Consider the following 12,168-nt stretch of genomic DNA (forward strand, 5'->3'; position numbering starts at 1 on the left):
GGCAACCTCACATCCATACAAGACTAAACTAATATTGTTATGCGGCAGATGCGGTTTGTAAACTGCAAATTGGCATTTTTCCCGGCAATCAGAATATTTTTCGGCAAAAACTGGAGGCGTGATGCAACGTCGAACATTCCTTTCTCTCTGCTGCGTAAGCGCGGCCTCGCTACTTCCGGGGCAGGCGCTTGCAGGGGCAGGCGAGAGTAAATCCCGATACGCCATGGTGATTGACTTGCGGCGCTGTATTGGCTGCCAGTCCTGCACAGTTACATGCGGAGCAGAAAACGCCGTGCCCCTGGGGAATTTTCGTACCACAGTCAGCGAGTATGCCATGATTGGAGTTCCTGCCGAGAACAGAGAACCGTCCGTGGCCGTTATTCCCCGCCTCTGCAATCATTGCGAAACCCCTCCGTGCGTGCCTGTATGCCCGGTGGGAGCCACATTCAAGCGGGCTGACGGCATGGTGCTGATTGATGCCACAACCTGTATCGGCTGTGGATTCTGCGTGCAGGCCTGCCCGTATGACGCCCGGTTTCTGAACCGGGAAACACACACGGCTGACAAGTGCACCTTTTGCGCCCACCGCACTGCCGCAGGGCTGTTGCCTGCATGTGTAGAAAATTGTGTGGGTGGCGCACGGATTTTTGGCGATCTGCGCGATCCTCAGAGTGCTGTCAGCAAGATGCTGGCAGCATACAAGGGCAGGATAGCCGTTTTGTATCCTGACAAGTCTACAGATCCGCATGTGTTTTATCTTGGGTTGGACAGGTGCTTTACCCGCTCGGATACCGTTCCGCAGCCAATGCCTATCACACCGCTGGAGAGGACGTAGCATGCGAGAAATCATAGATCTTGTGCCGTTTGTCAATGCGCCGGAGTGGGGCGCCTGGGAGCCGCTGGCCCTGACCATGATCCTTGCAGGCGGCGTCAGCACCCTTGGTGCGGGGATTGCCGTTTTGCGCCGGGCAAAGCCATTCATGGTATATGTTCTTGCCGTAGCTGCTATCAGCTCATTGGCCTGCGGCCTTTTGGGCGTGTTTGTGCCGCTCGAACAGCCTTTGCGCGTGTGGGAATTCGCTGCCCATCCTTCCTTCAGCTCCTGGACAGCCTGGGGAGCCTATATTTTGCCCTTGTGTTTTCTGTGCGCTCTGGTTCTGGTTTGGCAGAGCGGCAAAGAACAGCCGGTCAACCGCGGCGCTGCACTTGCGGCCGTGTGCCTTGGTTTTTTGGCCCTGGCCTACGCCACAGGCGAGGTGCGGGCCTGTGTAGGGCGGGCGCTCTGGGCCGATTACTGGTCGTCATTGGTGTTGACGGCAGCGGGCTTTATAGCCGCCAGCGGGCTTAGTCTACTGATCTGGCTGCGGTTGCGGTTTGACGATTTTGAACGTGGCGGCAAGCATGCAGTTCTTTTGCTGAAGGCCGGCGGCGTCTGCCTGATGCTGAACCTGCTGTGCGCGGTGTTGGCCCTGCTGGTGCGCGCTCCGCGTGGCTATGCCGCCTTTGTGGATATGTGGTGGCATGCGCCGGAGGCCATAATGGCACTGCTGGCCCTCTGCACCTTGCTGCTCGGCAGCGCCAGTTTGGCCCGCCTTGCGGCCAGAGGATCGTTTGCGCTCCTTTCCGCCATTTTGCTGTTGTGGAAGATTGTCCACATGGGCGAAATATTCGGGCGCAATGCTTCCTTGTATCCCGCGCGTGAAGCTTTTGCCGACCTGCTCTCGCTGGATGCGCTGGCCGCTTTTGGCGGCACCATTGGCCTGCTGGTTGTTCTGGCAACGGTTTTGCCAGTTGTGCTGCCTTCCTCTTCCAGGGCTTAAATTTAATTGAACGGATACGCCGATGGATACTAAAAAACGCAAGCTTATTGGCGCAGGCGCGGCGATTCTTGGCGCAAGCGCAGTGGCCGCCGCCACTGCCGGTGCGGGGAAAAAAATTCTTAACGGTATTGTGAGCGGTACCGCCGGTGAGCCGGTGCGCGACCCCATCAACAAGAATGCCCTGCCGCCGGAATTTACTGTGGCAGAAGACGGCACGCTGGCATTGGGCAAGGGCAGCCGCGTTGCTTTTAACCATTGCTGGGGCTGCTGCACCATGTGCGGCGTGCGTCTGCATATTGACGAAGCGCAGGACAAGGTAGTTCGTGTTGCGGGCAATCCGTACAACCCGCTTTCCGCATCGCACGCCGTGCCCATGAGCATGCCTGTGATCGAGGCGCTGCGCGGGCTTTCTGCCAGAGGAGCGGGGGATGCCGAACCCACTGGGCACGAGCGCCGTTCTACCGTCTGCGGGCGGGGCGCTGCCATGATTGACGCCTCTGCGAGCCCTTTTCGCATTACCCATTGCCTCAAGCGGGTGGGCAAGCGCGGCGAAGGCCGCTGGAAGACCATTCCTTTTGAACAGCTTGTTGAAGAAGTGGTTGACGGCGGCAACCTGTTTGGGGAGGGCCATGTTGACGGGCTGCGGGCCATCCGCGAAACGCCCGGCCCGGCCAATCCCCAGCACCCGGAATTCGGGCCTCACTCCAACCGACTGCTGCTGACCTATGCTCTGGATGATGGCCGTGAGCGGTTTTTCTTTCAGCGGTTTGGGGTGCAGGCTTATGGCACGCGCAATTTCGGCAAGCACGGTGCATACTGTGGGCTGTCGTTCCGCATGGGTTCAGGCCTTGTACTGAATGATCTGGCTACAAACGCCCACGGAAAGCCGGATTTTGAAAACTGCGAATTTGCCCTCTTCTGGGGCACTGCGCCCGCTCAGGCTGGCAATCCTTTCAAACATTCTGCCCGCATGGTGGCCGAGGCCCGCACCAACGGCAAGTTGCACTATGCCGTGGTGGATCCGGTATTGCGCCTCTCCACCACTGACGCCGTGCGCGACAAGGCCCGATGGATTCCGGTGCGGCCCGATATGGATGTGGCGCTGGCCCTGGGCATGATACGCTGGATACTGGAAAATGAGCGTTATGACGCGCAGTTCCTTTGCCGTCCCACGCTCAAGGCCGCTACAGATGCAGGAGAAGCCGCCTTTTCCAACGCAACCCACCTAGTGTGCCTTTCTGGTTCAGGGCAGGGCAAGATACTGCGTATGCCCCCGCAGGCCGAGAGCAAAGGGCCGGATGGTAAACCCCTGCCGGGCGAAGCGCTTGTGCTTTCGCCCGGTGGCCAAGTGATGCCCGCCGACAAATGCGCCGAAGCCAAATTGTTTTTTAGCGGCGAAATCACACTGCCAGATGGTGCCCGGGTTCAGGCAGCCACAACTTTGCAACTTCTTAAAGAAGAAGCGCTGTCGCATTCTATTGAGGAATACGCGGCCCTGTGCGGCGTTGCCAGCGAAACCATCATTGGTCTGGCGCGCGAGTTTACCGCTCACGGCAAGAAGGCGGTGGCGGACGCCCACGGTGGCATGATGACAGCTACCGGCATGAATGCCACCTTTGCGGTGCTGACGCTCAACACCCTCATCGGCAATCTTAACGCCAAGGGGGGCTTGTGTGTTGCCCCCGGTAATTTCCATAACCCGGCTTTTTCGGGGCCGCGCTATAACCTCGCTGATTTTCCGGGCAAAAAGGAACCAAAAGGCTTTCCGGCCAATCGCTGCAAGGCTGCCTACGAAAAATCCACAGCCTACAAGCAAAGGGTCGAGGCAGGGCAAAACCCGTATCCGGCAGATATGCCCTGGTTTCCGCTCACTGCGCCAAATCTGCCCGCAGAACACCTGTTGGGGCACGCCAACGGCTATCCCTTTACATTCAAGTGTTGGATTAACTGGACGGGCAACGTGATTTACGGTCACGGCGGGCTTAAACGCGCGCTGGATGCCAAGCTGAAAGACCCCAAGGATCTGCCCCTCATTGTGGGCATTGACGCTTTCCATAACGAAACCAATGCCTATGCGGACTACCTCGTGCCTGATCCCTGTCTGTACGAGGTATGGGGCGGTTTTGCAGAGGCGTGGAGCGGCGTGCTCACGCGTATGTCCACGGCGCGCTGGCCTGCCATTGAGCCGCGCCAGCAAAAATCGGCCAGCGGCCAGCCCGTCTGCATGGAGCTGTTTTTGATTGAGGCCGCCAAACGCATGAATTTACCCGGCTTTGGCGACAAGGCCATTCCTGATGCCGCAGGTGTCTTGCATCCGCTGCACACGCCGCAGGATTATTATTTGCGCCTTGCAGCCAATATGGCCTTTTTCAAGGGTAAAACTTTGCCTTCTCCTACAGAGCAGGACGTAAAACTCTCGGGCATCGGGCGCATCATGGCTGACATTGCCACTGTGCTTCAGCCCGAAGAGCAGGGGCCTGTGGCCTGCCTTTACAGTCGTGGCGGGCGCTACGAGCCTGCCAGCGAAAGCTACGATGGCGACGCGACCAAAAGCCGCTGGACGCGGGCCATGTGCGTTTATAATGAGGAAGCTGCCGCTGCTGTGCATTCACAGACAGGCAGACATTACAGTGGTATTCCCCGGCTGCGCGACGCGGAGTTTGTGGACGGTACCTCCTTGCGTTCGCGCTGGTCTGACAAAGAGTATCCCTTGCTTATGGTTTCCTTCAAATCCAACCTCATAAATTCCTACGCAATCATTTCGCCGCGTCTGCGATCCATCAAGCCGACCAATATGGTGTTGGTGCACAGGGATGACGCGCAGGCTCTGGGTATCAGGCACGGAGACATGGTGCGTCTGGTCACGCCCGGAGGTTCGGAAACGGCGCAGGCCACGGTAACGGATGGCATCATGCGCGGTGTTGTGGGGATAGAGCACGGTTTTGGACACAAGGCCTTGGGCGCTGGGGATATTCTGGTAAACGGCGAGCGTATTCCTGCGCTCAAGGGGGCAGCCGCTGGCGTCAACCTCAATGATCTTGTGCCGGATGATCCCAGCCGCAAGGGTTTTTCTGCCCTGACAGAAAGTGATTCCGGCAGCGCCGTGCGCCAGGGTATTCCTCTGCGGATGGAAAAACTGGCCTGATTGACGCTGTTATAGACGTAAAACCCCAGCGGCTGCAAAACAGCAACCGCTGGGGTTTTTTAATTGCGAGGTTCGCGTGTTGGTGTGTGCGGCCTACTTGATGCCCGCCCGCATGAACGACTGCACAAACTGCCTCTGGAACAGCAGAAAGGCCACCAGCAGCGGGCCGGAGGTCATAAGCGTGGCAGCGGTGATGATTGTCCAGTCCACGCCCTGTTCCGTAGCCGAGAATATCTGCAAGCCAACGGTCAGAGGGCGGGAATTGACGGAATTGGTCACAATGAGCGGCCAAAGAAAGTTGTTCCAGTGCGTGCTGATGGAAACCAGCGCATAGGCCGCGTAGGTGGGCTTGGCCAGTGGCACGTAGACATGCCAGAGCACTTGCAGGGTGTTGGCCCCCTCCACGGCGGCGGCTTCCTCCAGTTCTTTCGGCACGCTCTTGAAGGTCTGGCGTAGCAGAAAAATACCAAAGGCCGAAGCCATGTAGGGCAGGCTGATGGCAAGGGTGGAATCAAGCACGCCGATCTTGGACATGGTGGAGTAGTTTTCCACCACCAGCACATCGGGCATGATCATGAGCTGCATAAGAATAAGCGCAAAGGCAATGCCCTTGCCCTTGAAGTCGTATCGGGCAAAGGCGTAGGCCGCCAGAGTGCAGAGCACAAGCTGCATGCCCGTGGTCAGCGTGACCAGCATGATGGTGTTGACGAAATACCGGGCAAAGGGCGCGGCCTTCCACGCATTGGCAAAGTTTTCAAGCGTGAGCGGCGCGGTCAGGCTGAAGCGAGTGGAAAACTCCGCCGGGTGAAAGGCTGTCCAGATGGCGTAAAAAAGCGGCAAAGCCCAAAGAATGGCAAGCATCCAGGCGGCGGTGGTGTCCAGCACGCGCGAAAATCCGCGGCTGTCGTACATATTGCGCTGTTCGTTCATCTGTAATGCACCCTTTTTTCAATGATGCCAAACTGCACAAAGGCGGCAAAACCAAGAAAGCCCAGCAGCACCATGGTCAGCGTTGCACCGTAGCCCGTATCCCAGAACTTGAAGCTGGTTTCGTAAATGTAGTAGAGCAGCAGCGAGGTGGCGTTGTTGGGGCCGCCCTGCGTGAGCACAAACAGATGATCCACCATGCGAAAGGCGTTGATGGTGGCGTTGATCAGCACAAAAAGCGTAGTGGGCATGAGCAGGGGAATGACCACGCGGCGGTAATAGTAGGCGCGCGAAGCCCCTTCAAGCATGGCCGCCTCCCCAAGGCTCGGCGGGATTTGCTGCAAGGCTGCGAGATAAAAAATCATAAAAAATCCCGCGTCCTTCCACACTGCAACGCTGATCACGCAGAACAGGGCTGTCTGCTCGCTGCCAAGCCAGTTAATGCCCGTTGTCGCGCCCAGAAAAAAGCGCAGCTGCTCAAGCAGGCCGTAATCTGGCGTGTAAAAAAACAGCCAGATGTTGGCCACCGCGATCATGGGCAGCACCGTGGGCACAAAATAGCACAGCCGCAAAAATGCCTGCCCCTTCAGCCGCGCATTGACCAGAAATGCCATGAGCATGGCCAGCGACATGGAGCAGGGTATGGTGCAGCAGGCAAAGATGATGTTGTTGCGCAGCGACTTGAGAAAAACCTCGTCGTCCAGCAGATAGCGGTACTGCTCAAGCCCTACGAACTGGGCAGGCGCTCCCCCCCGGCCATCCATAAAAAAGCTGTGGATAAACGTGCTCACCGCAGGATAGTGCGTAAACGTCACCACCAGGGCAAAGCCGGGGAGCAAAAGCAGCCATGCGTTGATTTGCCGCATGGTTTCCGGTTTGAACATAGGGCTGCTCTCTTGCGTCTGATTAAGTCGAAAAAGCTGCCAGAGGGGCAATCCCCCCTGGCAGCACAGTGATCACTTACTTCTGGTAACGGCGCAGAATGCGGTCAGCTTCGCGCTGGGCATCCTTGAGGGCGGCGTCAGGCTTTTTGGAGCCGTTAACGGCGGCCTGAATGGCGTCGTCCAGAGCCTTGGTCACGCGCTGGTTTTCATGGGTGGAGAGCTCGGGCACGGCGTGGGCCAGTTGATCGCGGGCCACGGCGGCATAGGGGAAGCCCTTCACGTAGGTTTCCATGCGTTCGGTCTTCCATGCATCGGGGCGTACGGCCACATAGCCGGTATCAATGCCCCATTGGGCGGCGCGTTCGGCGGTGGTCATCCACTGCACAAACTTGACGGCAGCCTTGCGTTCTTCAGGCGTGGAGTTTTTGAAAATGTAGAAGTTGCCACCGCCGGTGGGCGAGCCAAGGCGGGTATTGGCGGGCAGCATGCCCACGCCGAAGGGGAACTTGGCGTTGGTGCGCACGTTGGTGAGGTTGCCGGTGGTGGTCCACATGATGGCGGTTTTGCGCTCAAAGAAATCGCGGGGCGTGGTGGACCAGTCAATGGTGCCCTTGGGCGAAACTTCGTACTTGTAGGCCAGATCGGTGAGGAACTGGAGGGCTTCGATGTTCTTGGGATTGTCGAAAAAGACCTTGTTGCCAGCGTCGTTCATCAGTTCAACGCCGTTGGTGATGGCAAGGGCCTGGAGCATCCAGTAGGCATAGCCGGTGCTGGGGATGGCAACGCCCCACTGTGTGACCTTGCCGGACTCATCTTTCTTGGTGAGCTTTTTACCCATTTCGACCAGCTCCTGCCAGGTGGCGGGGCCTTTTTCAGGGTCGAGGCCAGCTTCTTTGAACATCTCCTTGTTCCAGTACATCACGATGGTCGAGCGCTGGAAGGGAATGCCCCAGGTTTTGCCCTCGGTCTGGCTGTTGCGCATGAAGCCGGGAAAGTAATCCTTGGTAAAGGCCATGTTGTCCTTGCCGACAATTTCGTCGTAGGAAACGATGGCGTTTTCATCAATGAGTGTGAACATGTCGGTAGAGAGCAGCACAGCCACATGCGGCGGCTCGCCCCCGCGCTGGGCGGTAAGGGCCTTGGTGATCGTGTCGCGGTAATTGCCCGAATACACAGGCGTAATCTTGATGTCGGGGTTTTCTTTCATGAATTCCTGGGTCATGCCCTCCACGATCTTGGTGATGGGCCCGCCCACGGATACGGGAAAGTAAAATGTAAGGTTGGTCTGCGCCGCCAGCGCGCTGCCAGCGCACAGGCAGATACAGAAAATTGCCAAAAACAACGAGCGAATACGTTTCATGGATTTCTCCTCAAAGGGGTTTGGGGGCTGTATCCGTACTATCGCCTGAATGTTACCGAAAAGGGGCAAATGTGCATCAAAATTAGATGATTATGGCAGAATTGCTACATAAGTCAGCCAAATCGGGGCGCAATAGCGTTTGAGGGGGCAGCTGTGCTATGCCGCACCCATGCGTTTGCCAGATTCTGCCTCAAAAAAGTGCAGGGCATCGGCGGCAAAGTTCAGGCGCAGCTTGTGGCCGGGTTTAAAACCGGGGTTGCCCGCAATCTGCACCGCCACCTGCTGCTGGCCCAGGCTGCAAGCCAGCACGGAATCCGCACCAAGATATTCCATGCTCAGCACTTCGGCCTCCCACGGGCCGTCAGGCGTTACCTGAATATGTTCGGGGCGGATGCCCAATGTGCATTCGCCTGCAACAACACCCGGCACCGGGCAGCATTCGTTGCCCTTGATGACCGCCTGCCCCTTGCACATGGCAACGTTCAGAAGGTTCATGGGTGGCGTGCCGATAAAGCTGGCCGCAAAGGTGGTGGCGGGCTGGGAATACATGGCGACAGGGGCGTCGTTTTGCACGATATGCCCTTGCTGCAGCAGAATAATGGTGTCGGCCATGCTCATGGCCTCTGTCTGGTCGTGGGTAACGTAGACCATGGTCATGCCCAGGCGCTGTTGCAGGTCGCGGATTTCGCGCCGCATTTCGAGCCGGAGCTTGGCATCAAGGTTTGAGAGCGGTTCGTCCATGAGGCACACTGCCGCTTCGGCCACAAGCGCACGGCCAAGGGCCACGCGCTGTTGCTGACCGCCGGAAAGGGCGGAGGGCTTTCTTTCCAGCAGGCCGGAAAGGCCAAGCACGTCAACGGCGTTGTCCAGCCGCCTCATCTGGTCGGCCTCCGGCACTTTGCGCACCTTGAGCCCAAAGAGGATGTTTTCGCGCACTGTGAGGTGCGGAAAAAGCGCGTAAGACTGGAACACCATGGCCAGATGGCGCTCCGCCGGGGGCAGGTCGGTAACGTCGCGGTCGCCAATATAGATGCGCCCGCTGGAAACGCTCTCAAGCCCGGCTATGAGCCGAAGTGTGGTGGATTTGCCGCAGCCGGAAGGCCCGAGCAGTACAAGCAGGGAACCCTCATTGATCTCAAAGGATACGTTCTTTACAGCGTGGGTCGCACCCCACTGTTTACATACGTTTTCAAGACGTATTGCGGACAAGTTCAGCTCCTTTCGTGGATGGGCGCGCTTGTGGGCGTGGTCGGTCAGGCTCCAGAGGCGTAACACAAGGCCGTGCTGCCTGCATGGAGAAAATTTGATTTTAATTACCACTAATTGCGCCTTGTGGCAAGAACAATAGCTTTCGTATTCGTTACATTACAGGCAGCAGTGTTACAGTTTTGTGACAAAGGCTGACTTGACCGCAACATGCTGCCGTGATTAAAAATAGTTGAAAATGTCGAGGGGAGGTGCTGACATGTTTGTAGCACACATATCTGATCCGCATGTGGGTGCCGGGCGCAGCCAGGCATTCAACGTGTCTGACGGTGCGCTGCTGCTGGAAAAAACCGTGAACCACATTGCGGCCTTGCCGCAACTGCCCGATTGCCTTGTGCTGAGCGGGGATATTTCGGTGAACGGCCAGCCCGGGGGCTACGCCATTGCGGCAGAGGCGCTGTCTGCGCTGCCCATGCCCGTGTATGTGCTACCTGGCAACCATGATAAGCGTGAAAACCTTGTGGCCGAGCTTGGGCAGTACTGCCCGGCGGATGTGGCGGTTGCCCCTTACCTGTGCTATACGGTTGAGGATTTTCCCTTGCGGCTTGTGTTTTTTGACGGCACCCGACCCGGCTCGCATTCCGGCCATTTTGACGCGCCCGTTGCGGCGTGGCTGGAAAAAACGCTGGCAGCCCAGCCAGGCAGACCCACGCTGGTCTTTACCCACCATCCGCCCTTTATCACAGCCCTTGGCGTGATGGACGAGCCATATGAAAATGCCGAGAGCCTTGGCCGCATACTGGAGAAATTCCCCAATGTGAGGCTCTGCTGCGGGCATCTGCACAGGTACATGTTCACCATGTGGCACGGAGTGGCGGCCTTGACGGCTCCCCCGGTGTGCATGCACATAGTGCCGAATTTCTGCGCCACGGGCGGGGATGATTTTACAGATGAAGCCCCGGCATTTTTGCTCCACCACTTTGTTGATGGACGGGTGAACACGCACTACTGCCGCGTGCCGGGGGAGTTTGCCGAGCGCGGGCCATTCAGCTTCTCCCACCCGCCGAAGCTGGGGTAAAAAATCAATCAAAGTAAATTTTGTGCATAGAAAAAGGCCGCTTACGCGGCCTCTCAAGTTTTAGCTTAACTGCTAATTCTCTAGCAATTTCAGCACTTAGAACAGAAAATCCGTGGACAGGAAGTTGGACTTTCTGTTGCGCACAATGTCTGAAATCAGTTCCTTGTTGGGGGCGGAACCCTTGGCAGCCACCAGTGTGCGGATGGAGAAGGCGCGCAGCGCATCACTGACAGAGAGCGTGCCTTCCGCAGAGTCCTTTCGGCCTGTGAAGGGGAATGTATCCGGCCCGCGCTGGCACTGGCTGTTGATGTTGACGCGGCACACCTGATTGACCATGGGGTCGATAAGCGCAGCCACTGCATCGGGGTCAGTGCCGAAGATGCTGGCCTGCTGGCCGAAGGGCGAGGCGATCACCGCCTCTGCGGCTTCCGACACGTCATTATAAGAAACCACAGGCACCACAGGGGCAAACTGTTCTTCCGTGTGCAGGCGCATGTCTGCGGTAACGCCCGCAACCAGTGTGGGGTAATACAGTGTGCGGTCAAAGGTGCCGCCGTGCGGGTTGGCAATGCGCGCGCCCTTGGCAACAGCTTCGTCTACCAGTTCACGCAGGTCGTCTATCTTGCCGGGCACGGGCAGCGGGGTGATTTTGACCCCCGGCTTCCAGGGCAGGCCCATGGGCAGGGCGGCAATGGCCTCGCTGAATTTTGCCAGAAATTCCTCAGTGCGCGAGGTGTGCACATAAAAGATCTTCAGGGCCGTGCAACGCTGGCCGTTAAAGCTCAGCGCACCGGTCACGGCCTCGGACACGGTCAAATCCATGTCGGCGCAGGGCAGCACGATGGCGGCGTTTTTGGCGTCCAGCCCAAGCACGCAGCGCAGCCTGTGGGGCGAGGGATGGTGACGGCGCAAAGCATCAGCAGCGCGGCTTGAACCGATAAAGGCCAGCACGCTGATGCGGCCAGACTCCAGAGCGGGAATGGCCACGCGTCTGTCGCCAAAGAGGATGTTCACCACTCCGGCAGGGAAGCATTCGGCAAAGGCCTCAAGCAGGGGCGCGTAGAGCAGCTTGCCGATGCGGGGCGTTTTGACGATGACCGGGTTGCCCATGATCAGGGCCGGAATAAGCGTGGTGAAGGTTTCGTTGAGCGGGTAGTTGAACGGGCCCATGCACAGCACCGGCCCAAGCGGCGCGCGCCGGATCTGGGCGTAAATGCCACTCTCGATCACAAAGCGCGAGGAGGCGCGGTCGAGGTCTTTAAGGGCGTCCACAGTGGCGCGGATGTAGTCGATGGTGCGGTCAAATTCCGCCCGGCAATCATTGAGCGGCTTGCAGATTTCCCACACCATCAGGCGCACCACCTTATCGCGCACTGCCAGCATGCGGCGGGCAAATTCCTCCACGCGGGCAATGCGGTCTTCCACGCGCATGGTGGGCCACGCGCCACGGCCATTGTCCCACGCCTTGGTCACGGCATCCACCGCCGCCAGCGATTCCGCTTCGGTCAGTTCCGGGCAGGAGCCTATGACGCGCTGCTCGCCGTTCACATACAGGGGCGAATGCACGGTGTGCACGGGGCCCGCCCACTCCAGCAACTTTCCACCCACAAGGTAGCGGCGCTCGTGAAGCGGCTCGAGAACGCAATCTTCGGGTATATTGTCCACATCCGGCGAAAAATCAGCGCCGATCTGGGTATTGGCTTCTGTCATGTGTGCCTCCTGAACTTTCAGCAAATGAAAGCAGTGAA

Annotated in this window: 9 protein-coding genes; 4 read left to right on the top strand and 5 right to left on the bottom strand. The window is 58.2% G+C overall.

Annotated elements, in window-relative coordinates; all coding sequences use genetic code 11:
* Positions 1-121: 121 nt before the first annotated feature.
* From dsrO to QZ383_RS02895, 3 genes are read left to right on the top strand one after another with little or no spacing between them, the layout of a single operon-like run.
* Positions 122-835 (top strand): sulfate reduction electron transfer complex DsrMKJOP subunit DsrO, encoded by a 714-nt coding sequence (dsrO, locus tag QZ383_RS02885; protein WP_365860870.1) that lies wholly within the window; start codon positions 122-124, stop codon positions 833-835.
* A gap of 1 nt (position 836) precedes the next feature.
* Complete coding sequence (locus tag QZ383_RS02890) at positions 837-1,820, top strand: polysulfide reductase NrfD (protein WP_291442854.1); 984 nt, start codon at positions 837-839, stop codon at positions 1,818-1,820.
* Positions 1,821-1,842: 22 nt separating this feature from the next.
* Positions 1,843-4,965, top strand: a complete 3,123-nt coding sequence (locus tag QZ383_RS02895; protein ID WP_291442856.1) for a molybdopterin dinucleotide binding domain-containing protein — start codon at positions 1,843-1,845, stop codon at positions 4,963-4,965.
* Positions 4,966-5,058: 93 nt separating this feature from the next.
* Here QZ383_RS02895 and QZ383_RS02900 read toward each other — a convergent pair whose 3' ends face one another.
* From QZ383_RS02900 to QZ383_RS02915, 4 genes are all read right to left on the bottom strand, one after another.
* Positions 5,059-5,895 carry a carbohydrate ABC transporter permease gene (locus QZ383_RS02900; RefSeq protein WP_192111709.1) on the bottom strand — a complete coding sequence of 279 codons (837 nt, stop codon included), beginning with the start codon at positions 5,893-5,895 and terminating at the stop codon, positions 5,059-5,061.
* Entirely contained in the window at positions 5,892-6,776 is an 885-nt protein-coding gene (locus tag QZ383_RS02905; protein WP_022660115.1) for a sugar ABC transporter permease, read from the bottom strand. Before QZ383_RS02905 ends, QZ383_RS02900 begins: the two co-directional genes overlap by 4 nt.
* Positions 6,777-6,852: 76 nt before the next feature.
* The gene (locus QZ383_RS02910; protein WP_291442859.1) at positions 6,853-8,136 is read right to left on the bottom strand and encodes an ABC transporter substrate-binding protein; all 1,284 of its coding nucleotides are present in this window, start codon (positions 8,134-8,136) and stop codon (positions 6,853-6,855) included.
* A 156-nt stretch (positions 8,137-8,292) separates the two neighbouring features.
* Positions 8,293-9,345 carry an ABC transporter ATP-binding protein gene (locus QZ383_RS02915; RefSeq protein ID WP_291442860.1) on the bottom strand — a complete coding sequence of 351 codons (1,053 nt, stop codon included), beginning with the start codon at positions 9,343-9,345 and terminating at the stop codon, positions 8,293-8,295.
* Positions 9,346-9,601: 256 nt separating this feature from the next.
* Between QZ383_RS02915 and QZ383_RS02920 the strand changes: the two genes are divergently transcribed.
* Positions 9,602-10,420, top strand: a complete 819-nt coding sequence (locus tag QZ383_RS02920) for a phosphodiesterase (protein WP_291442862.1) — start codon at positions 9,602-9,604, stop codon at positions 10,418-10,420.
* 96 nt (positions 10,421-10,516) lie between these two features.
* On the opposite strand, the gene QZ383_RS02925 is transcribed toward QZ383_RS02920, so the two are convergent.
* Complete coding sequence (locus tag QZ383_RS02925; RefSeq protein WP_291442864.1) at positions 10,517-12,130, bottom strand: aldehyde dehydrogenase family protein; 1,614 nt, start codon at positions 12,128-12,130, stop codon at positions 10,517-10,519.
* Positions 12,131-12,168: the final 38 nt, after the last annotated feature.

This window comes from Desulfovibrio sp., assembly GCF_019422935.1.
GTDB lineage: Bacteria > Desulfobacterota > Desulfovibrionia > Desulfovibrionales > Desulfovibrionaceae > Desulfovibrio.

Coding starts and splice junctions, on each gene's coding strand:
- dsrO (WP_365860870.1), top strand. CDS start 122: ATGCAACGTCGAACATTCCTTTCTCTCTGCTGCGTAAGCGCGGCCTCG.
- QZ383_RS02890 (WP_291442854.1), top strand. CDS start 837: ATGCGAGAAATCATAGATCTTGTGCCGTTTGTCAATGCGCCGGAGTGG.
- QZ383_RS02895 (WP_291442856.1), top strand. CDS start 1,843: ATGGATACTAAAAAACGCAAGCTTATTGGCGCAGGCGCGGCGATTCTT.
- QZ383_RS02900 (WP_192111709.1), bottom strand. CDS start 5,895: ATGAACGAACAGCGCAATATGTACGACAGCCGCGGATTTTCGCGCGTG.
- QZ383_RS02905 (WP_022660115.1), bottom strand. CDS start 6,776: ATGTTCAAACCGGAAACCATGCGGCAAATCAACGCATGGCTGCTTTTG.
- QZ383_RS02910 (WP_291442859.1), bottom strand. CDS start 8,136: ATGAAACGTATTCGCTCGTTGTTTTTGGCAATTTTCTGTATCTGCCTG.
- QZ383_RS02920 (WP_291442862.1), top strand. CDS start 9,602: ATGTTTGTAGCACACATATCTGATCCGCATGTGGGTGCCGGGCGCAGC.
- QZ383_RS02925 (WP_291442864.1), bottom strand. CDS start 12,130: ATGACAGAAGCCAATACCCAGATCGGCGCTGATTTTTCGCCGGATGTG.